Origin of the sequence: Xanthomonas sp. LMC-A-07 (genome assembly GCF_030208825.1) — a bacterium.
Lineage (GTDB): Bacteria > Pseudomonadota > Gammaproteobacteria > Xanthomonadales > Xanthomonadaceae > Xanthomonas > Xanthomonas campestris.
The window spans coordinates 68,986-89,683 of the sequence record NZ_JARVTF010000009.1 but is presented as its reverse complement, the minus strand read 5'-3'; the positions used below and the strand labels follow the sequence as shown (position 1 = coordinate 89,683).

At 67.7% G+C, this 20,698-nt stretch carries 16 protein-coding genes, 1 other RNA gene and 1 pseudogene; 7 read left to right on the top strand and 11 right to left on the bottom strand.

Going from position 1 to position 20,698, the window contains the following annotated elements:
* Positions 1-50: 50 nt before the first annotated feature.
* The 6 genes from ruvA to aspS form a co-directional block, all read right to left on the bottom strand.
* Positions 51-635 carry a Holliday junction branch migration protein RuvA gene (gene ruvA / locus QRM89_RS10820; protein ID WP_006450983.1) on the bottom strand — a complete coding sequence of 195 codons (585 nt, stop codon included), beginning with the start codon at positions 633-635 and terminating at the stop codon, positions 51-53.
* A gap of 112 nt (positions 636-747) precedes the next feature.
* Positions 748-1,272: a crossover junction endodeoxyribonuclease RuvC gene (gene ruvC, locus QRM89_RS10815; RefSeq protein ID WP_011038141.1), complete on the bottom strand. Its 525-nt coding sequence runs from the start codon at positions 1,270-1,272 to the stop codon at positions 748-750.
* A 129-nt stretch (positions 1,273-1,401) separates the two neighbouring features.
* Positions 1,402-2,130, bottom strand: a complete 729-nt coding sequence (locus tag QRM89_RS10810; protein WP_042594807.1) for a YebC/PmpR family DNA-binding transcriptional regulator — start codon at positions 2,128-2,130, stop codon at positions 1,402-1,404.
* 75 nt (positions 2,131-2,205) lie between these two features.
* Positions 2,206-2,865 (bottom strand): alpha/beta fold hydrolase, encoded by a 660-nt coding sequence (locus QRM89_RS10805; RefSeq protein WP_285448017.1) that lies wholly within the window; start codon positions 2,863-2,865, stop codon positions 2,206-2,208.
* Between the two features lie 124 nt (positions 2,866-2,989).
* Complete coding sequence (locus QRM89_RS10800; protein ID WP_011038144.1) at positions 2,990-3,517, bottom strand: N-acetyltransferase; 528 nt, start codon at positions 3,515-3,517, stop codon at positions 2,990-2,992.
* Between the two features lie 347 nt (positions 3,518-3,864).
* Positions 3,865-5,631: an aspartate--tRNA ligase gene (gene aspS / locus QRM89_RS10795; protein ID WP_285448016.1), complete on the bottom strand. Its 1,767-nt coding sequence runs from the start codon at positions 5,629-5,631 to the stop codon at positions 3,865-3,867.
* 160 nt (positions 5,632-5,791) lie between these two features.
* Between aspS and QRM89_RS10790 the strand changes: the two genes are divergently transcribed.
* Positions 5,792-6,562 carry a DUF3011 domain-containing protein gene (locus QRM89_RS10790; protein WP_115006266.1) on the top strand — a complete coding sequence of 257 codons (771 nt, stop codon included), beginning with the start codon at positions 5,792-5,794 and terminating at the stop codon, positions 6,560-6,562.
* Positions 6,563-6,783: 221 nt separating this feature from the next.
* A non-coding RNA gene (locus tag QRM89_RS10785) (sX9 sRNA) lies at positions 6,784-6,858 on the top strand.
* Positions 6,859-6,862: 4 nt separating this feature from the next.
* On the opposite strand, the gene QRM89_RS10780 is transcribed toward QRM89_RS10785, so the two are convergent.
* Together QRM89_RS10780 and QRM89_RS10775 are read right to left on the bottom strand one after the other, a co-directional pair.
* The gene (locus QRM89_RS10780; RefSeq protein WP_285448015.1) at positions 6,863-7,540 is read right to left on the bottom strand and encodes a hypothetical protein; all 678 of its coding nucleotides are present in this window, start codon (positions 7,538-7,540) and stop codon (positions 6,863-6,865) included.
* Entirely contained in the window at positions 7,537-7,848 is a 312-nt protein-coding gene (locus QRM89_RS10775) for a zinc ribbon domain-containing protein (protein WP_115577487.1), read from the bottom strand. Before QRM89_RS10775 ends, QRM89_RS10780 begins: the two co-directional genes overlap by 4 nt.
* A gap of 893 nt (positions 7,849-8,741) precedes the next feature.
* On the opposite strand from QRM89_RS10775, the gene QRM89_RS10770 reads away from it, so the two are divergent.
* From QRM89_RS10770 to QRM89_RS10755, 4 genes are all read left to right on the top strand, one after another.
* Positions 8,742-9,983: an MFS transporter gene (locus tag QRM89_RS10770; RefSeq protein WP_042594817.1), complete on the top strand. Its 1,242-nt coding sequence runs from the start codon at positions 8,742-8,744 to the stop codon at positions 9,981-9,983.
* 59 nt (positions 9,984-10,042) lie between these two features.
* Positions 10,043-12,337: a glucosylglycerol-phosphate synthase gene (gene ggpS, locus QRM89_RS10765; RefSeq protein ID WP_228418280.1), complete on the top strand. Its 2,295-nt coding sequence runs from the start codon at positions 10,043-10,045 to the stop codon at positions 12,335-12,337.
* A 169-nt stretch (positions 12,338-12,506) separates the two neighbouring features.
* On the top strand, positions 12,507-14,915 hold the full coding sequence (locus QRM89_RS10760; protein WP_285448014.1) for a TonB-dependent receptor: 2,409 nt from the start codon (positions 12,507-12,509) through the stop codon (positions 14,913-14,915).
* A gap of 410 nt (positions 14,916-15,325) precedes the next feature.
* Positions 15,326-17,473 carry a phospholipase C, phosphocholine-specific gene (locus QRM89_RS10755; RefSeq protein WP_285448013.1) on the top strand — a complete coding sequence of 716 codons (2,148 nt, stop codon included), beginning with the start codon at positions 15,326-15,328 and terminating at the stop codon, positions 17,471-17,473.
* A gap of 100 nt (positions 17,474-17,573) precedes the next feature.
* Here the strand turns inward: QRM89_RS10755 and QRM89_RS10750 are convergent, their stop codons facing one another.
* From QRM89_RS10750 to bla, 3 genes and pseudogenes are all read right to left on the bottom strand, one after another.
* Positions 17,574-18,548, bottom strand: a complete 975-nt coding sequence (locus QRM89_RS10750; RefSeq protein ID WP_285448012.1) for an alpha/beta hydrolase — start codon at positions 18,546-18,548, stop codon at positions 17,574-17,576.
* A gap of 43 nt (positions 18,549-18,591) precedes the next feature.
* Positions 18,592-18,675 (bottom strand): annotated as a pseudogene (locus QRM89_RS10745) (iron dependent repressor); the annotation flags it as partial.
* A gap of 135 nt (positions 18,676-18,810) precedes the next feature.
* Positions 18,811-19,701, bottom strand: a complete 891-nt coding sequence (gene bla / locus QRM89_RS10740) for a class A beta-lactamase (RefSeq protein ID WP_285448011.1) — start codon at positions 19,699-19,701, stop codon at positions 18,811-18,813.
* A gap of 100 nt (positions 19,702-19,801) precedes the next feature.
* On the opposite strand from bla, the gene ampR reads away from it, so the two are divergent.
* On the top strand, positions 19,802-20,677 hold the full coding sequence (ampR, locus tag QRM89_RS10735; RefSeq protein WP_285448010.1) for a LysR family transcriptional regulator AmpR: 876 nt from the start codon (positions 19,802-19,804) through the stop codon (positions 20,675-20,677).
* Positions 20,678-20,698: the final 21 nt, after the last annotated feature.

The following is a 20,698-nucleotide window of genomic DNA, read 5'->3' as shown; positions in this document are numbered from 1 at the left end:
CACTGGCCGCGCCCGCTTGGCGGCGGCGCGGTGGTTTTGGACCGCCGCGCCTAGCGCAGCGCGGCCTGGAGGGCTTTGCGAATAACGGTGGCGACCTCGTCGCCTTCGGCCCCGGCCTCACGTGCCATGCGCGCGGCCTCGGCGGGCTTGTAGCCCAGCTGCTGCAACGCCACGGTGGCCTCGGACACCGCATCCGGGCCCAGCTGGCCGGTGATCGGCGCGCCGCTGCTGAAGTCGGCCGCGCGGTCGCGCAGCTCCACCACCATGCGCTCGGCGGTCTTCTTGCCGATGCCGGGGATGCGGGTCAGCGCGGTGATGTCGCCACTGGTGATCAGCCGCGCGAACTCGTCCACGGTGACCCCGGACAGCACCGCCAGCGCGATCTTGGCGCCGATACCAGTGACCTTCTGTACGTCGCGGAACAGCCGGCGCTCGCCCTCGCGCAAGAAACCGTACAGCGAGACGCTGTCTTCCTTCTGCGCGTAATGGGTGAACAGGATGACGTCGCGACCAACATCGGGCAGGTCGTAGAAGGTGCTCATCGGCGCCTCCAGCTCATAGCCCACCCCGCCCACGTCGATCACCAGCCACGGCGGCTGCTTGTAGGCCAGGATCCCGCGCAGACGGCCGATCATTGGGCACCGCCTGCGGGGCGCCGGGAATCGGGAATCGGGAATGGGGAATCGTCAGAGCTGACTCCGCGTGTGCCGTTGCGATTCCCAATTCCCGATTCCCGATTCCCGATTCTCATCTTTTCCGGCTCCACGCCTGTTGGGTATTGACGCCCAGGCGCTGCGCGGTGGCGCGCACGTGGGCGTGGGTGATGGCGACCGCCAGCGCGTCGGCGGCGTCGGCCTGCAGCTTGCCTTTGAGATTGAGCATGATCCCGACCATGTGCTGCACCTGGACCTTGTCCGCGCCGCCCTTGCCGACCAGCGCGAGCTTGATCTCGGTGGCAGCGTACTCGTGCACCGGCAGGTCGCGCAGCACCACCGCGCAGATCGCCGCCCCGCGCGCGTGGCCGAGCTTGAGCGCCGAATCGGCACTCTTGCCCATGAACACCTTCTCGATCGCCACTTCCTGCGGCTGGTAGGTCTCGATCAGCTCGCCCAGCCCGTGCAGCAGGCGCTTCAGGCGCTGGGCGAAGTCGCCCTCGCCCAGCAGCACCAGCGGCGCATGGAACACATGCCGGCTGCGACCGCTCTCGTCGACGTCGATGATGCCGATGCCGGTGCGCTGCGAACCGGGATCAATGCCGAGGATGCGGGTCATCTATGGGCCGGGAGTGGGGAATCGGGAATTGGGAATGGGTAAAGCAACGTGCTGGCGCGCCGGGAGAGACCGAACGATGCCGGATGCAGCTGTTGCGATTCCCGATGCTCCATTCCCGATTCCCGGCGCTTACGCGCCGAGACTGGCCTGGTCGACGTTCGAATACACGTCCTGGACGTCGTCCAGGTCCTCGAGCATGTCCAGCAGCTTGCGCACCTGCACGGCGGTGTCGCCGTCGACGGCGATGTCGTTTTCGGCGCGGAAGGTGATCTCGGCGTGGGCCGGTTCAAAGCCGGCGGTGGCGAGGGCCTGCTTGACCTGGGCGAAGGTGTCCGGGGCGGTCAGCACGTCGATGGCGCCGTCTTCCGGGTACACCACCACGTCGTCGGCGCCTGCTTCGATGGCGGCCTCGGTGAGGGCATCCTCATCGGCACCGGCGGCGAAGCTGAGCACGCCCAGGCGCTTGAACATGAAGGCGACCGAGCCGTCGGTGCCCATGTTGCCGCCGCACTTGCTGAAAGCATGGCGCACGTCGGCCACCGCGCGCACGCGGTTGTCGGTGAGGCAATCCACGATCACCGCCACGCCGCCGGGGGCATAGCCCTCGTAGCGCACTTCTTCGTATTCCACGCCTTCCAGCTCGCCGGTCGCCTTCTTGATGGCGCGCTCGATCACGTCCTTGGACATGTTCGACGACAGGCCCTTGTCCATGGCGGTGCGCAGGCGCGGGTTGTTGGACGGGTCGCCGCCGCCGGCGCGCGCCGCCACACTGATCTCACGGATGATCTTGGTGAAGATCTTGCCGCGTTTGGCGTCGGACGCGTTCTTGCGGCCTTCGATGGAGGGGCCTCTACCCATGAGTGTTTCCAGACTGGCTTGGATGACAGGGCGCGGATTTTACCTGATTGCCTGCCCGCACCGGGGTGAGGCCGTTCAGTGCGCAAAACGGCCATCGCGCAGGAACGCCAGCACCTGCTGCGCGGCGGCGGGCGAGCGCAACAGGCCGCTATGGCTGGCCTGCACCACGCAATGGTCGTGCAGGCCGGGCAGGCGGGTTTCGTCCAGCCCCACCGTGCCGTCCGAGCCGGCCTGCAGCGGCGCCAGCCAGCGGCCCAGGCCGCGTGGCACGCAACCGGCAATCTGGCCCACCTGGGCAGCGCCGTCCCAATGCGTAAACCCGCGCTGCAGCAGCGCCGCACTGCGCCCCATCGCCCAGTGGCCGCCACGCCGCGCCAGCCCACGTGCAGCCGCGCTGCCGCACAACGGCGAGCCCAGGCAGACCACGCGTTGCACCGGCACGTCCGGCGCCTGCTGCAAGGCTTGCAAGGCCATCAACCCGCCCAGGCTGTGGCAGACCAGTAACAGTGCGCGTGTGGCGCGCAGGCGGGCGATCAGCTGGGGCACCGCCTGCGCCGGGCCGCCGCGCACGCTGGCATAGCCGAACAGGGCCGGCGTCATGCCGGCCGCACGCAGACGCCGTGCCAGCGGCAGCAACCAGTGCGCGGTATTCCAGATGCCATGCACGAGCAACACATCGGCGGAGGCAGCCTCGGGATGCCCGCTGTATGTCTGCAGGTCAGCGCCGCCGCTCATGCGTGGGCGCTCCGGGAGGATGGCGCCGCGCGAATTACCGCAGGAGCGACACATCGACCACCGCAGCCCGAATTCAATGTGGTGGCGTGCACGACCACGCCGCGCCCAGCCACCGAGCCCGGCACTACGGTTCCGCGACCACCGGCGCGCGGCGCAGGATGTATTCGCGATCCAGGATACGGCCGACCGGGAATTCGTACTCGCCAACCTTTTCGAAGCCGTAGCGTGCATAGAAACGCTGCGCGCCGAAGTTCTCCGACCACACGCCGATCCAGAGCGTGCCGGGCCCGTCGCGTTCCAGCCATTGCAGCGCGGTCTCGAACAGCCGGCTGCCCCAGCCGGTGTTCTGGTAGTCCTTCAGCAAGTAGAGCCGCTTGAGCTCCCCATCGCCCGGTTGCACGTCTGCGTGCGGCAGCCCGCAGGGGCCGGCCGCGGCATGGCCAACCAGCAGGCCATCCATTTCCAGCAGCCAGATCGCATAGTCGGGGTGCGCCAGCACGATGCGTGCGCGCTCGACCGCATAGGTTTCTTCCAGGAAACCACGCAGGTCCTCTTCGGGATACAGATGGCCGAAGGTTTCGGTAAACGTCCGCGCGGCCAGGAGCGACAGCGCTTCGGCATCGTCGGGCGTGGCGCGGCGGATGCGGGTCATGCGGGGCGTCTCGTGCAGGGTGACGTTGCAGCTTCTCGCATGCGGCGGCGCTCCCGCAAGCCGGGGGCGGGACGGTGGCCTGCGGGACCAGCGCGGTGCATTCCAGGGCCGTGAGCCCTGCATGGCGCAGGGATCTGCTTGCAGTGGCGCGTTGGCCCTCAACGACAGCATGTCGGAGCGGCAACTGATGCACTCCGAACAAGCACCGGGCGGATGACGCTTGCCGATGAAGACCGGCCCGATGAGCAGCCGCGCCCTACTGACGGAGGCAACTCACGCAAAGCCGTCAACGACGGCCGATAAACCAGGCACGGCCATGCCACTGCATGACCGAGCACTGCGGCAGGTCAGGCCTGCTTGGGCCGCACCTGCACGTGCACTTCGGCCAGCTGCTCGGCCGCGATCGGCGACGGGGCGTCGGTCATCAGATCCTGCGCGCCGGTGGTCTTGGGGAACGGAATCACGTCGCGGATGGACTCGGTACCGGCCATCAGCGCGGCGATGCGGTCGATACCGAACGCGATGCCGCCATGCGGCGGCGCGCCGTAGTTCAGCGCATCCAGCAGGAAGCCGAACTTGGCGCGCGCTTCCTCGGCGCCGATGCCAAGCAGCTCGAACACCGCGCTCTGCATGTCCGGGCGATGGATACGGATCGAGCCGCCGCCGATTTCATTGCCGTTGAGCACCATGTCGTAGCCACGCGACACCGCGGTGCGGGCGTTGGCACGCAGGTCGGCGATGTCGTCCACAGCCGGCGCGGTGAAGGGGTGATGCAGGGCCACGTAGCGCTGCGCCTCCTCGTCCCATTCGAACATCGGGAAGTCGGTGACCCACAACGGCGCCCAGCCGGCGGCGACCAGGCCGAAGTCCTTGCCGGCCTTCAGGCGCAGCGCGCCCATGAAGTCGGACACCTTGTTGTAGCTGCCGGCACCGAAGAACACGATGTCGCCATTGGCCGCGCCCACGTGCGCCAGCAGCGCTGCAAAGGCCTCTTCGCCGAAGAATTTGGCGATCGGCGAGCTCACCTCGCCGGTCTCCGACAGCTTGATGTAGGCCAGGCCCTTGGCACCGTACTTGGCGGCGTGTGCGGCGTAGTCGTCGATCTGCTTGCGGCTCAGCGTGGCACCACCGGGGATGCGCAGCGCGGCCACGCGGCCGTCGGCATCGTTGGCGGCGGCGGTGAACACCGGGAATTCACTGGACTTGACCAGCTCGGCCACATCGACCAATTCCAGCGCGATGCGCAGGTCCGGCTTGTCCGAGCCGTAGCGACGCATCGCCTCGGCCCAGGTCATGCGCGGGAACTGCACTGCCAGCTCGACATCCACCACTTCCTTGAAGATCGCGCGGATCATGTCTTCGACAAAATCCTGCACGTCGCGCTCGCGCACGAAGGCGAATTCCATGTCGAGCTGGGTGAATTCCAGCTGGCGATCGGCGCGCAGCGCTTCGTCGCGGAAGCAGCGCGCGATCTGGTAGTAACGATCGAAGCCGGCCACCATCAGGATCTGCTTGAACAGCTGCGGGCTCTGCGGCAAGGCGTAGAACTCGCCCGGATGCATGCGCGCCGGCACCAGGAAGTCGCGTGCGCCTTCCGGGGTGGCCTTGGTCAGGATCGGGGTTTCGATGTCCTGGAAATCGCGTGCATCCAGATGCCGGCGCAGCGCCTGCACCAGCTTGATGCGAGTGCGCTGCATGCGCTGCATTTCCGGGCGACGCAGATCCAGATAGCGGTACTTCAGGCGGGTGTCTTCGCCCGGGTTCTCGTGCGCATGGAACGGCAGCGGCGCGGCCTTGTTGAGGATGGTGATGCGGGTGGCAATCACTTCCACCTTGCCGGTGCGGATCTTGTCATTGACCGCGTGACGCGCACGCACCACGCCTTCCACCTGCAACACGTCTTCGTAGCCCAGGCTGGCGGCCACCTTGAACACTTCGGCGGAGTTGGCGTCGCCTTCGGCGGGCTCCACGGTCACCTGCACGATGCCTTCGTGGTCGCGCAGGTCGATGAAACACACCCCACCCAGATTGCGGGCCACGTCGGTCCAGCCGGCGAGAGTGACGGTTTGGCCGATCAAGGTCTCATCGACCAGGCCGCAAAAGTGGGTACGCATCGAAAGCTCCGCTGAAAACCCGGCACAGGACGGCGCCGGAGAGCCCGATATTCTGGGGCCGGCGGGCGGCGGGAGCAAATGCGGAGGCGGTCACGGTCGCTTAAGTGAGCGCCCGGCTGAATAGGCACCACGCCTCTCTCGTATACCCAAGGACGCCACGATGCTGCGCACCGCCCTGCTGATCTCCGGCTTTTGCCTCATCACCGTGACCGGCGCACTGGGCAGCAGCCCGGCCGCCGCGCAGGACCGCGGCTGGAATGGCCCCAGCATCACCTGTGCCAGCAACGACAACCGCCGCCGCGAATGCGATACGCCGTTCCGCGGCCGCGCGGTGCTGGTGGAGAACATCTCCGGCACCCGCTGCATCGAGGGCCGTAACTGGGGTAGCGACCGCGGCCGGGTCTGGGTGGACAACGGCTGCCGGGGGCGCTTCGTCGAAGGCCGCAGCGGGAATGGCGGCGGCTGGGGCGGCGATAGCGGCCCAGGCGGGGTTGCCGGCACGGTGCGCTGCGAGAGCAACGACAAGCGTCAGAAGATCTGCGACACCGGCTGGCGCCGCGCCATCCTGGTGCGCCAGCTGTCCAACACGCCCTGCGTGGAAGGCCGCAACTGGCGGCAGGACGGTGGCCGGATCTGGGTGGACGACGGCTGCCGGGGCGAGTTTGCGCAGGCGCGCGGCGGCGGCTGGGACCGTGGTGACGGCGGCTACGGCGGCCGCGACGACCGCCCGCGCAACGACTACACCATCACCTGCAGCAGCGACGACCGCCGCCTGCGCACCTGCGGCTGGGATGGCCGGTATGGCCGGCCGGTGCTGACCCGCCAGCTGTCCGATACCCGCTGCGAAGAAGGCCACAGCTGGGGTTACGACCCGCGTCGCGCCACCGTGTGGGTCAACGACGGCTGCCGCGCGCGCTTTGAGGCGCGCTGAGGCCTGCGTCGGAATCTGAGCGGCAAGTATCTCTGCGCCTGCGCATTCCAGCGCGGGTTTGCCTCGCTTCGGCTTGATCCGCAGCGAGGCCGGAACGGTGCTGTTTCAACGCCGACGACGTGGCGATACGGCGTGGTTCGATTGCCGGTGCGCTGGCTTAGCGCCGCTATCAAAACGACTGCGCAGCCGACAGGCGGGCGCGGCCGGTGCTCGAAATCGGCATGTCCCTACCTAGACTCCGGTTCCCACGCGCCGTGCGCACCCACCTGACGACTGCTCGCTACGTTTTGTTAGCCGTTCTTAGCCGCCCCAGGGTGCCGGCGGCAGCGCCACCGGCCGGGTAAGGTCGAATTCCACCCGGAACAGGCGCCCATCCGGGCGGCTCAGTTCGTAGACCACACTCCGCCCCGGGTGGACCTCCATGGCCCAGGTGTTGTGCAGGGACGCCGCCGCGCCTTGCTGCTGGAACAGCGCGCGCGAGTCGGCATCGAGCGGGAATTCCTGGCGCGTGGCAGCGCCAGCGCTGACGGTGTGGCCGCCGTAATTGCTCAGTACGTCCGCGCTGCCGTCGGCATGGCGATGCGCGTGCTTGAGGCGCAGCCCGGTGGCAGTGCGTGTCAACACCCAGGTGCGCGCGTGGTCGTTGCCGACATGAAACGGCACGCGCAGTTCGCGGGTGGGCGCATCGCAGCCGCGCACATGCATCACCAGCGCTTGCCCCGCAAATGGGCTGGGCGCCTTGGACGCTGGCGTGTCGATCAGCACGCGCCCGGCAAAGGCCTGCCCGCAGTAGGCGGCAAGCGCGGCCAGAAACTGGTCAGCTGGCGCGGTGGCGGTGGCGGTGGCGGTGGCGGTGGTGGTGGTGGTGGCGGATGCTGGCGGCGGCGGTGTGGCGCAGCCGGCCAGGCCGGCGACCAGCGCCACCAGACACAGACCGACGCGGTTGCGACCAGGCCACCGCCGCGCCAGAGGGGTCACGCCGGGTCGGACGCGGGCTTACTGGCCGGCTTGCTCTCGCTGGCCGCGGCCGGCTTTGCATCGCCACCGCTGCTGCTACTGCTACTGCCACTACTGCTTTCGGTGAGGTTCTTCTTTTTCTCGCCGGCGGATTTGAAATCGGTCTCGTACCAGCCGCTGCCCGAGAGGCGGAACGACGGCGCGGTGACCTGACGCTTGATGGCGTTGGCGCTGCAGGCGGGGCAGCTTTCCGGCACCGGGTCGGACATTTTCAGCAGCCGATCGAATTGATGGTCGCAGGCGGTGCACTGGAAGGCGTAGATAGGCATGGTGAGTCAGCGGAAAGAGAACGCGAGGGCGCAGATTCTAGACCGCCGCGGACCGCCGCGCGCGCGCGTCGGTGCTGCGGGCATCTTCGCAGACGGGCCGGCACAGATGTGGTCATCGACGCGCATGGCAACATGCATTACCGGCTGGTCGTGACTTGGGGCCGCGCGCATCGTCACCTGGGCTGGACTGCGGGAGGCGGATGGCGGCGTGACGGCATTTCCGTACCGCAGGCAGCGGCGCTTTGCGTGCTTGGGCCGTGTTTGGCCGCAGCAGGACCGAGTGATCGGCAGACGGATTCGTCTGTCCGTAGTTGCTCGACGGAGCGGAGTACCTGAGAGCGTTCTGCCGAGGCCCTGCGAACGCCGACGTGCGCGTCCGGCATTGCACGCTGCAGCGTCCTGCCGCTGCGACTGCTTGCCACTGCAGTGAAAGGTCAGCGCCCGAATTCGTCTGTACACGTCGCCCGATGCAAGTCTGAGCCGGAGGCGTTCTATCTGGTTCCCACGAATGCCGCATGCGCGCCCTGCATCGCACTGCAGCCATCACTCGCTACGGTTGGCGCCGCCGCAGCGTAAGGCCATATTTCGCATCCGCTGCTCCTCTTCTGCACCGCGCAATGCCAGGTACCGCAGTGCGCATGCAGGGACCAGCACAGCGATGCACCACATTCGCGCAGCGCAACGGCCGCACGTGACGCGCAACGCGCTTCCATCCAGCCAGCCACTTACATAGCGGATTACCGCCGAAAGACACGCCCGTACAGGTGTGCAAACACCGCAAAAACAGCGCGCGACAGCCATCACACAGTCCCAGGTGAAACAGGCCGCTGCCATCGAGCTGTTACACTTGGGCACGTGACCGACGCGCCTTTTCCCCCACGAGGGCCGCATTCGTGTTGCGGCTGACTGCGCTGTTGCTTGGCGTGGCCTTGTTGCTGACCGGCAGCGGGCTGCTGGGCACCTTGCTTGCCGTACGCGGTGGCCAAGCCGGCTTCGATGCGCGTGCATTGGGGTTGATCATGTCCGGCTACTTTGCCGGCTTCTTTCTGGGCACCTTCTTCGCACCGCCGCTGATCCGCCGGATCGGGCATATCCGCGCGTTCGCGTTTTATGCCGCGTTGGCCGCAATCGCGGTGTTGCTGCACCCGATCTGGCTCGATCCGTGGGGCTGGGGCCTGTTGCGCCTGGTTACCGGCGCCGCGCTGGTGGGCCTGTACACGGTGATCGAAAGCTGGCTCAACGCCGAGCCGGACGCGCGCCGCCGCAGCCGGGTGTTTTCGGTCTATATGGCGATCAACCTGTCGGCACTGGCGCTGGGCCAGGTATTGCTCAGTGCGGGCGATGCCACGGCGCCGGCGATGTTCACGCTCACCGCCATCCTGATCTGCGCGGCGGTGATGCCGGTGGTGACCACGCGGCTGATTCCGCCCGAGGTGCCGCACGTGTCGCGGCTGCGGCTGGTCACGCTGTATGCGCTGGCGCCCGTGGCGACCATCGGCGCCGGCCTGTCCGGGTTGGCGATGGGCGCGTTCTGGGGCCTCCTGCCGGTATATGCCGACCGGATCGGGCTGGATGCCGATGGCGTGGCGATGTTCATGCTCACCGCCATCGTGGGTGGCGCGGTGTTGCAGTGGCCGATCGGGCGCATCAGCGATGGCCACGACCGCCGCATTGGCCTGGTCACGGTGAGCGTGTTGGCCGCCGGCATCGCCATCGCCGCTGCGCTGCCGATGGTGCAGGCGCAGACGCAGGTGCTGTTCCTGCTGTTCTTCGTGTATGGCGGGCTGGCGTTCTCGCTGTATCCGTTCGCGGTGGCGCACATGCTCGATTACCTGCCGCGCGAGGATTTGTTGTCGGGCTGCAGCAGCCTGCTGCTGGTGCATGGCGTGGGCGCGGCGATCGGCCCGGCGCTGGCCGGCGGGGCCATGCAGAAATTCGGCCCGGCGGCGTTGCCTGCGTATTTCGCGGTGATGCTGCTGGCCCTGGCCGGCTTCACGCTGGCGCGCCTGCTGCGCTTCCAGCGCCTGCGCACCCATCCCATTGCGTTCCGCCCGATGTTGCGGACCACGCCATCGGCGCTGGAGCTGATGCCGGAAACCGATTCACCCTCCCCTCCTCACAAGGAAACACATTGACTGATCAAACCAGACTCCCGAACACCTCATCCCTGACCCACCCCCGCCCGGATCCTGCCGTGATCCTGGCCACCGACCTGGATGGCACCTTCCTGGCCGGCTCCGCAGAACACCGTCACCAGCTGTATCGTCTGGTCGACCAGCATCCCGAAATCCGCCTGATCTTCATTACCGGGCGCGGACTCGAAGCGGTGATGCCCTTGCTCACCGACCCCACCATTCCCCGGCCCGACTATGTGGTGTGCGACGTGGGTGCCACCGTGGTGGACGGCCACACGCTGCAACCGCTGCAGCCCCTGCAATCGATGATCGACGCGCACTGGCCCGGCGAGCAGGTGGTGGCGCAGGCGATGCGCGCATTCCCGCAATTGCAGCGCCAGGACGTGCCGCAGGAGCGCCGCTGCTCGTATTTCTGCGATCCGCACACGTTGGCGCCGCTGCGTGCGCAGATCGAGCAGACCGCGCGCGCGCTTGGTTGCGACGTGCTGTATTCGGCCGACCGCTATCTGGACATTCTGCCGCCGGACACCGACAAGGGCCGCACCCTGGGGGCGTTGGCACGCCAGCTGGAGCTGCCGCGCGAGCGCATCCTGGTCGCTGGCGACACGCTCAACGATCTCTCCATGTATCTGGCCGGTTTCCGCGGCGTCTGCGTGGGCGATTCGGAAACAGCCCTGACGCAGGCCACTGCGCAGTTGGAGGCGACCTATCACGCCAGTGCGCCCGGGTGCGGCGGCATCCTGGAGGCGATTGCGCACTTCGGCCTGCTTGCCGACGACGACCCGCATGTGCCGGCAGCGCAGGTCCCGCGTAAGGGCGGCGCCGAGCTGGTGATGGTCTATCACCGCCTGCCCTATGACGAGGTGGTCGAGCACGGCGAGTTGGTACGCCGCGCGCCGCGCTCGCCCAACGGCATCATTCCCTCACTGCTGAGCTTCTTCGAAGGCGGCCAGCGCGGCTCGTGGGTGGCCTGGAGCGTGGACGACCCCAAGCGCGGGCCGTTCCAGACCCACACCGAGGTGGATGCGCAGCGCTACCCCACCCTCACTGCTGCACGCGTGCCGCTGAGCAAGAGCGAGGTGGACATCTTCTACAAGCGGTTTTCCAAGGAAGCGTTCTGGCCGATGCTGCACGTGTTCTGGGAACGCGCGCGTTTCCGCGAGGACGACTGGCAAGTGTTTCTTGCGGTCAACCGCAAGTTTGCGCACGCCACCTCGGCCGAGGCCGCGCACGGCGCCACGGTATGGATCCATGACTACAACCTGTGGATGGTGCCGGCGTACCTGCGCGAGCTGCGCCCGGATCTGAAGATCGCGTTCTTCCATCACACCTACTTCCCCTCGGCTGACGTGTTCAATGTGGTGCCATGGCGGCGCGAGATCATCGGCAGCCTGATGTGCTGCGATTACGTGGGCTTCCATATCCCACGCCAGGTGGAGAACTTCGTGGACGTGGTGCGCGGCGTGATGCCGGTGGAACGGCTGGCGCAGGAAAGCTGCGCGCCACGGTTTCTCACCTACGGCTGCGCGGTGGGCCTGGACACCATGACCACCTGCCTGCGTGTGGCCGATCGCGACGTGGCGCTGGGCGCGCATCCGGTGGGCACCGACCTGCGCCGCATTCGCGCCGCATTGAGCAAGCCGGACGTGCGCAACGACATCTTCAAGCTGCGCCGCGAGATCGGTGCGCGCAAGCTGGTGTTGTCGGTGGAGCGGCTGGATTACACCAAGGGCACGCTGGCGAAACTGGAGGCGTTCGAGCGCCTGCTCGACAGCCAGCCGCAGTTGCTGGGCAAGGTCACCTTGCTGATGGTGTGCGTGCCGGCGGCGCGCGAGATGACCATCTACCGCACCTTGCAGACGCAGATCGAGCAGGCGGTGGGCCGCATCAACGGGCGGTTCTCGCGGCTGGACTGGACGCCGGTGCGCTTCTTCGCACAGGCGCTGCCGTTCGAGCAGGTAGTGGCGCATTACGCCGCCGCGCAGGTGATGTGGATCACCCCGCTGCGCGATGGTTTGAATCTGGTGGCCAAGGAATTCGTCGCGGTGCAAGGCATCGAAGGCGGCAGCGGCGTGCTGGTGCTAAGCGAATTTGCCGGCGCGGCTGCAGAACTCAAAGGCGCGGTGCTGACCAACCCGCACGACCCGGCCGATCTGGCGGCCGGCCTGTTGCAGGCACTGGCGATGCCCGATGACGAAGCGGCCGGGCGCCTGCGGCAGCTGTACGACAGCGTGGAGTACTACAACATCGACCACTGGGGACGCGACTTCCTGGACGCGGTGGCACGTAGCCGTGGCGCGCATGCCCGTGTGCCCTTGGCGGCGGCCAGCACGGTGGCCGAGCCGGTCGACTAGGCGCGCACCGGCGCGCGCACTGCAACACGCGCAGTCACACAGCAACGCCCGGGTCCTCCGGGCGTTGCTGTGTGGAGACAAGCGTGACGCTGGCCCACCGGCAGCGCGGTCATGATCACGCAATGCAAGCGCGGCAGGCTGGGGTTCTCCCCCCTGCCCGTGGATTGCAATGGATTCGACGTCCTCCTCGCGCGTGCGCCACCCGGCCACGCTGGCCCTGCTGCTGGTTCCGCTCGCCCTGCCCGCCTACGCCCAGCAAACGCCCGACGGCGCCGCGTCGACACCGGCAGCCGCCGAACCAGACGGCGGCGCGCAGGTGTCCACGCTGGATCAGGTGCAGGTGGTGGGCCAGGCGATGACGTATTCCAAGACCACGGTAAGCAAGGAAATGCTGGACCGCCAGTTCGTGCTGGGCAGCGTCAACGATGCGCTCAACGAGCTGCCCGGCGTGGTGGTGACCGAAGCCGATGCGTTCGGCTCCTCGGACTGGGGCACGCAGATCAGCATGCGCGGCTTCGTCAGCAACCGCGATACGCAGCAGATCGGCACCACCATCGACGGCGTGCCCAACGGCGGCTCGGCCTACGGCGGCGGCTCCAAGGCGAACCGCTTCATCGACATGCCGGATCTGGAAACCGTGGAAGTGAGCCAGGGCACCGCCGATATCGCCTCCCGCTCCAACGAGGCGTTGGGCGGCACCTTGAACTACCTCACCGGCGAGCCGCTCGAAGAACAGCGCGTGCGCGTGATCGGCGGCATTGGCGACAACCAGGCGCGCAAGTACTACGCGCGTTACGACACCGGCCTGCTCGGGGGCAATACCCGCGCCTGGGTCAGCGGCTCCTCGGCACGCAACGACGATTGGATCGACGGCAGCGGCCACACCCGCCGCGATCATCTGGCCGGCAAGTTCGTCAGCAGCTTGGACAAGTGGACCTTGAGCGGCTATCTGTCCTACGACGATGCCGACGAATCCGAATACACCAGCGTGACTCCGGCGCAGTTCGCACGCGATCCCGAACACGACCTCCTGACCGGCACGCTCACCGGCATTCCGTACCTGGACCAAAACTACCGCTCTGGCTCCCGCGCATTGCGCGAGAACACCTTCGGCTATCTGCGCGGCGCCTTCGATGGCGGCAACGGCTTCAAGACCACGCTCACCGGCTACGCGCATCGCATGCAAGGCCGCGGCGACTGGATTCCGCCGTATCTGGTGGACGTCACCAACGACGGCGCGGGCGCGCCGGAATCGGAGGCGCGCGGCGGTAACACCGTGTATGCCGGCAGCGACCTGGGCAAGCTGTATTACCTCACCCCGGGCGGCGCGGCGGCGACGCAGCTGGCCGGTTGCGCCGGCAGCGATGCGGTCCCGGCCGAATCCAACCCGGCCTGCTATCCGGCAGGGTCGGTACCGGTGCAGTCGTATCGCCATAGCCATTACGACAATCACCGCGCCGGTGCCATGGCCGATGTGGAATGGCGCCACGACCTGGGCCCGATCGACAACACCGTACGCGCCGGCGCCTGGCTGGAGCGCTATGACCGCAGCGTCACCCGCGACTGGCATCGCCTGCTCAATGTCGGCACCAACATCAGCTTCGACCATCAGCCGTACTGGGTGCAGTTCAAGGACAACTACCAGACCGACGAACAGATGTATTACGTCGAAGATGTGATGCGGTACGGCGCGTTTGCCTGGCGCGTGGGCGTCAAGCAGTTCTTCGTCGACCAAACCCGCGACCGCCGCATCGGCGATGCGCAGCATGTGGAATCGGACGCGCATTCGGACCCGCTGCTCTCGGCCGGCCTGACCTGGACCACGCCGGTGCAAGGGCTGGAAGCCTTCGCCGGCTATTCGCAGAACTTCGCGGCGATTCCGTCCGGCGTACTGGGCGAGACCGACCCGGTCGCGCTCAGCCGCGTGCAACCGGAAACCGCCGACAACATCGAACTGGGCCTGCGCATCAGCCGCTGGCCGTTGACCGGCAGCGTCACGCTGTACGACATCCGCTTCGACAACCGCATCGTCTACGTGCCGGCCAACTTCGTCAGCGGCATCGACTACCTGGGCGAAACCGATGGCGTGTACGAAAACTTCGGCGGCGTGCATGCGCGCGGTGTGGAAGCGGCCCTGGGCTACGGCTGGGACAACGGCTGGCGCCTCAACGGTGCCTACACCTACAACAAGGCCGATTACCTGGGCAGTGGCGATGCGGCGCGCGACACCGCGCTGGAGATCACCCCCGGTGCGCAGGTCATCGGCCAACCACGCAACACGCTGGTGGTGTCGGCGGATTGGCGCAGCGATGCCTGGCGTTTCGGCATCTCCGGCCGCTACCTGGGCAAGCGTTATCTGGATGCGTCCAACCGCGCCGCACTCGATGGCGTGACCACCTTCGATGCCAATCTCGGCCTGGAACTGTCGCAACTTTCCGCGCAGCTCAAGGGCATGCAGGTGGCGCTCAATGTCAGCAACCTCACCGACAAGCGCTACCTGGAAGGCGTGGATGGCAGCGACAGCGCGTTCATTGCCGCGCCGCGCACGCTGGGGCTGACCTTGACGCTGGATCTTTGAGGTCGAAGCACTGCGCTGGAACATGTGCCAGGCGCGTCGTGCGTTCGCGCCTGGCATTGTTCCGGACATGTGGTTGGTGGCGGTGTCGTCACTCAGCCGGTGTCATGGACTAAAGGCGTCACCCGTGACTGCATGCAGGGTGGCGGCCTCCCGGATCGCGGAAGGCTTGGTTAGTGGCATGAGACCACTCGCTGCTGACACCGTTCGTCGGCATGCAACACAGGCGACGACGCATCACCGAGACGTCAAATGGCAGCACACGCACTCCTGCAGGATCGGGCCGCTGCCGCAGCGTGCGAGGGCAAGCATTCGCCTTCCCACTCGGGCACCATCGCTGCTCAGCCGCGCGCAGCCGCCGCATCCACTGATGCAGCAATCGCCCTCCAAGGATCAACCCAGCAGGTGACGCAATGATCGATCTTCCTCGCCGCCGCATGCTGCAGGCCGGCCTTGCCGGTGGTGCTTCCACCTTGCTGCCGAGCATCGCGCGGGCCGCGGCCATCGCACCGGACCGCCGCAGCGGCACGCTGGAAGACCTGCAGCATGTGGTGATTCTGATGCAGGAAAACCGCGCGTTCGATCATTACTTCGGCAGCCTGCCGGGCGTTCGTGGCTTCGGCGACCGCTTTCCGATTCCCGCACCACCGCTGCCGGGCGCGCCTGCGCGTACCGTGTGGCTGCAACCCAGCGAGGACGGCCGCCAATGGCTGGCCCCGTTCGCGCTGGATACCGCAGCGCAGTTCGGCTACATGCGTGTGCAGGGTACGCCGCACAGCTGGGTGGACGCGCAGCGCGCCTGGGATCACGGCCGGCTCGGCAACTGGCCGGCGGCCAAGCACAACCACGCGCTGGGGTATTACCGCCGCGCGGACATTCCGTTCCAGTTCGCGCTGGCCGATGCGTTCACCATCTGCGATGCGTACCACGCCGCGATCCAGACCGGCACCAACTCCAACCGCGTGTTCCTGTGGACCGGCGGCAACGATCCGCAGGCGCGCGCCGGTGGGCCGGTGATCGGCAACTCGCACGACAACTTTCCAGCGCTGGGCGGGTTTGCCGAGCCCTATCGCTGGACCACGTATGTGGAGCAGTTGCAGCGTGCCGGCGTGTCCTGGCAGATCTACCAGGACATGCGCGACAACTTCACCGACAACCCGCTGGCCGGCTTCGACGTCTTCCGCCAGGCCTACAGCCAGACGCCCGGCCACGATGCGCAGCTGCGCGCGCGTGGGGTGAGTACGCGTGGCGTGGAGCAACTGCGCGAAGACGTCATCGGCGGGCGCCTGCCGTCGGTGAGTTTCATCATTGCCGATGCCGCCGGCAGCGAACATCCCGACCCCTCCAGCCCGGCCCAGGGCGCGGCCTATACCGCGCGCGTGCTGGATGCGCTCACCGCCGATCCGCAGGTGTGGAGCCGCACGGCCTTGCTGCTGATGTTCGACGAGAACGATGGCTTCTTCGACCACATGCCGCCGCCGGCGCCGCCTTCGCCGGACCCACGTGCGGCCGGCGGCTTCGCCGGTGCGTCGAGCATCGCCACCGACGACGAGTATCACCGCCACCCGGCGCCGGGCGAGCAGAAGGTGGACCTGCCGGAGTTGCGCGGCCGCCCATACGGCCTGGGCCCGCGCGTGCCGCTGTACGTACTCTCGCCCTGGAGCCGCGGCGGCTGGGTGGATTCGCAGGTCTACGACCACACCTCGGTGCTGCGCCTGCTGGAGCGGCGCTTCGGCGTGCCATGCACTGCAATCACCCCGTGGCGGCGCGCGGTGTGTGGCGATCTCACCGCGGCGTTCGATTTCAGCCGCACGGACACGCGCCCGTTCGTTGGCACGCTGCCGGATATCAGCGCCACCGCCACGCGCGCCGCCGCCCTGCACCAACACACGTTGCCACCGCTACCGCCCACCTTGCAGCCACCGGAGCAAGCTTTCGGCCTCCGGCGTTCGCGCGCGGTGCCGTATCGCCCCCGTGTGCAACTCGATGTCGTGCAGGCCCGCGGCGACGTGGTGTTGCGCATGGCCAATACCGGCGCAGCCGCCGTGCTGCACGTCTACGACCGCTACGACCTGGCCGCGATTCCGCGCCGCTACACCGTCGGCGCCGATGCGCCGCTGGACGGCACCTGGACCACCTACGACGGCCGCTACGACCTGTGGGTTCTCGGGCCGAACGGGTTCCATCGCCATTACCGCGGCAATGTGGGCGTCGTTCCCTTGATCGCCGACATTGCGCAAGATCCCGATGATGCACAGGCGCTCCGCCTGACGCTGCACAACCCCGGCAGCGTGCCGGTCGCGGTCACGCTGCAACCGGCCGCGTATGCCAACGCGCAACCGCGCGAGGGTGTCACCATCGCGCCCGGGCAGCATCACCAGCGCAGCTGGAGCGCCGCGGCCACCGGCGGCTGGTACGACCTGTGGATCGAACACGATGGCGCAAGCCAACGCTTGGCCGGCCGCATCGAAACCGGTGCAGACAGCGTCAGCGACCCGGCCATGGGCGGAGCGGCACGGCTGTATCAGGACCACCCCGTCGCGATCGGCGCGCTCGGCTGAGCGCTGCGGCTTTCTGTCGCGCGTTGGCCACTCACGAAGACGCAGCCCGACGCACGCGGTCGTGCGCGCGGCAGCGCCGTACTGCCGCGCCCCGCATCGTTCACGGCGCGCTGGCCGTGCCCAGCATGCCGATCGTTCCCAGCCAGGTTTCCACCAGGTGCGGCCACTGCGCGATCGGCAGGTTGCCTGCGCGCAGACCGAAGGCATGCCCACCTTCGGCGTACAGATGCATTTCCGTCGGCACGCCAGCCTGCTTGAGGGCCACGTAGTAGGCCAGTGACTGGCTGACGCCATCCACCTCGTCGTCCTCGGCCTGCAGCAGGAAGGTGGGTGGCGTGTCGGCGGTCACCGTGATGTCCGGCCGCAGCGGCAGATGCGTTGGATCACGCTTGGCATGATCTGCGTCCTCGTGCGCCCACAGATGGCCCGGATAGACGGCAATGGCAAAGTCCGGGCGGCAGGACTGTGCATCGGCCGCGTCGACCGATGGGTACGTGCGCCGAGTGAAATGCGTACTCACCGCAGCCACGAGGTGGCCACCGGCGGAAAACCCAATGACGCCGACCCTGTGCGGGTCCACGCCCCAGTCGTCGGCATGCTGCCGCACCAGACCCAGTGCGCGCTGCGCATCCTGCAAGGCCGTCTGCACCTTGGGGTAATAGCGGCCGCCATTGGTCCAGATCGGCCCCGAATTCGGGACGCGGTACTTGAGCAGCACACAGGTGATGCCGCGCCCACTCAACCAATCGCATATGTCGGTGCCTTCCAGGTCCATGGCCAGCACCTGGTAGCCGCCACCGGGAAACACCACCGCCGCCGCGCCGGTGTTCTGCCCCTTGGGGGCATAGACCGTGATCGTCGGGCGGCTGACATCGCCCACCTTGGTCCAGGGGCGCTTGCCCTCGCCGGTGCCGACCGATTCGGGGCGTGGGTGAGGCAACGCGTCAGGCACCACGGTCGGCCAGAGCGGTATCTGGACGTGGCCAGGTGGCGGCAGCCAGGCGCGCGCCGGCGCCACGGCGGGAGCGAGCAGCAACGCCAGCGCCGCAGTCCGGGCAACACGAAGACAGTGCATTGTCGACCTCCGAAATTGAAGTGAAGCGGAAACATCCTGGCGCTCACGGTGTGCTGTCACCCTGCCGCTCCAGAAACGTGGCGAAGGTGGCTTCGCTGACATGGTGCTCGATGCTTTCGGCGTCTCGCGCATGCGCTGCGGATCGCCTCAGGCGCGCGCCGCTTCCCACGCCGCGATGGCGTGTGTTGCAGTCGACGCGCGGCGCGGACGCATCACGCGATGCAGGTGCACCAAGCCGCCGCGGCTGCGCTGGCCGCACCGCTCAACCCACGAGGTCGCGTACCGCTTCCGCCACCGCCTTTAACGCCGCGTCGCGGCCGGCCGCATCAACGGTGGCACCGTTGAGATACGCGGTCAGCAGCAACGGCGCCGCACGCCCGGGCGGCCAGATGATCGCGATGTCGTTACGGGTGTCGGTGCCATTGCTGCCGGTCTTGTCGCCGATCTTCCAGTCGCGTGGCAGGCCGGCGCGCAGGCAATCGTCGCCGGTGCGGTTGTCGATCATCCAGGCAGTGAGCTGTTTGCGCGACGCCGGTTGCAGCGCATCGCCAAGCAGCAGCGTGCGCAAGGTCGTGGCCATCGCCGCCGGCGTGGTGGTGTCGCGCGGCTCGCCCGGGGCGAACCCGTTCATCTCCGGCTCGAGGCGGTCACTGCGGGTCTTCGTATCACCGATCCCGCGCAGGAAGCGGGTCAGGCCCGGCGGGTTACCGATCAACGGAAACAGCAGGTTGGCGGCCGGGTTGTCGCTATGGATCATCGTGGCCTGGCACAGCTCGGCCACGCTCAGTGAGCCACCGACGTGGCGCTCGGTGACCGGCGCGTGTTCGAGCATGTCGGAGGCGCGGATCTTGATCTGCTGCGTCAACCGCAGCTCCCCCTTGTCCACCCGCTGCAGCACCGCCGCAGCCAATACAAATTTGAAGGTGCTGCACATTGGAAAGCGCTCGTTCTCGCGCTGACCGATGTGCCAGCCGGTGACGCTGTTGAGCAGGCTTATGCCCAGGCGGCCGCCGGTGCCGCGCTGGATCTCGGCCCAGCGCGCACGCAACACATCGTACTCGTTCACCGCCGGGGAGAGCGCCCATGCGGGTCTGGACGCCGCAATCAGCACGCTTGCGCCGGTCATGGACAGGAACTGCCGTCGGTTCAACATGGCGCTGCCTCCTTGAGAGAGCCCGCAGTATCGGGGCCGGCGCGCTGGCCGACCACCGCAATGTTTCGATCCCTGGCATGAATTGAACTAATCTCTTGGCATGCCCAGACTGCGTCTCCCGCTCAATGCCCTGCGCGCTTTCGAGGCCGCCGCACGCCATCAGAACCTGACCCGCGCGGCCGGCGAGCTGTGCGTCAGCCAGGCCGCGCTCAGCCACCAGATCAAGGCGCTGGAACAGCAACTGGGCACCAGCCTGTTCCATCGCCTGCCGCGCGGGGTGGCGCTCACCGAAGAGGGCGCCGCGCTGGCGCCGGTGCTGGGCGACGCATTCGACCGCATTGCCGCCACGCTGGAGCGCTTTGCCGGCGGCCGCTATCGCGAGGTGCTCAGCGTGGGCGTGGTGGCCACGTTTGCCACCGGCTGGTTGCTGCCGCGCCTGGCCGCCTTCCACGCGGCACATCCGGACATCGAACTGCGCCTGTCGACCCACAACAATCGGGTGGATCTGGCCGGCGAAGGGCTGGATCTGGCAATCCGTTTCGGCGACGGCGACTGGCAGGGGCAGATTGCGCATGCCGTGATGGAGGCGCCATTTGCGCCGGTATGCGCTCCGGCGATGGCGCGTGCCTTGCACACGCCTGCCGATCTGGCCCACGTGCCGTTGCTACGTTCGTACCGGCCGGACGAATGGGCACAGTGGTTTCGTGCTGCCGGCACCTCGGAGGTGCCTGCGCGTGGCGCGATGTTCGATTCGTCGCTGGCACTGGCCAGTGCGGCCGCGGCTGGCGCTGGTGTGGCGTTGTTGCCGCTGCGCTTGTTTGCCCAGGACCTGGGAGCGGGGCGATTGGCCTGCCCATTCCCGATCGAGATCAATGCGGGGCGCTACTGGTTGACCCGGTTGCGCTCGCGCCCGGAAAGCGACGCCGAAGCCCGGCTGCGCGCCTGGCTGCTGGCCGAACAGCAGCGCGCCGATTGAGCGGCGTCGCCGCGTGCCGCG

Coding starts and splice junctions, on each gene's coding strand:
- QRM89_RS10810 (WP_042594807.1), bottom strand. CDS start 2,130: ATGGGTAGAGGCCCCTCCATCGAAGGCCGCAAGAACGCGTCCGACGCC.
- ruvA (WP_006450983.1), bottom strand. CDS start 635: ATGATCGGCCGTCTGCGCGGGATCCTGGCCTACAAGCAGCCGCCGTGG.
- bla (WP_285448011.1), bottom strand. CDS start 19,701: ATGTTGAACCGACGGCAGTTCCTGTCCATGACCGGCGCAAGCGTGCTG.
- QRM89_RS10775 (WP_115577487.1), bottom strand. CDS start 7,848: ATGCCTATCTACGCCTTCCAGTGCACCGCCTGCGACCATCAATTCGAT.
- QRM89_RS10750 (WP_285448012.1), bottom strand. CDS start 18,548: ATGCACTGTCTTCGTGTTGCCCGGACTGCGGCGCTGGCGTTGCTGCTC.
- QRM89_RS10760 (WP_285448014.1), top strand. CDS start 12,507: ATGGATTCGACGTCCTCCTCGCGCGTGCGCCACCCGGCCACGCTGGCC.
- QRM89_RS10800 (WP_011038144.1), bottom strand. CDS start 3,517: ATGACCCGCATCCGCCGCGCCACGCCCGACGATGCCGAAGCGCTGTCG.
- ruvC (WP_011038141.1), bottom strand. CDS start 1,272: ATGACCCGCATCCTCGGCATTGATCCCGGTTCGCAGCGCACCGGCATC.
- QRM89_RS10805 (WP_285448017.1), bottom strand. CDS start 2,865: ATGAGCGGCGGCGCTGACCTGCAGACATACAGCGGGCATCCCGAGGCT.
- aspS (WP_285448016.1), bottom strand. CDS start 5,631: ATGCGTACCCACTTTTGCGGCCTGGTCGATGAGACCTTGATCGGCCAA.
- QRM89_RS10755 (WP_285448013.1), top strand. CDS start 15,326: ATGATCGATCTTCCTCGCCGCCGCATGCTGCAGGCCGGCCTTGCCGGT.
- QRM89_RS10790 (WP_115006266.1), top strand. CDS start 5,792: ATGCTGCGCACCGCCCTGCTGATCTCCGGCTTTTGCCTCATCACCGTG.
- ampR (WP_285448010.1), top strand. CDS start 19,802: ATGCCCAGACTGCGTCTCCCGCTCAATGCCCTGCGCGCTTTCGAGGCC.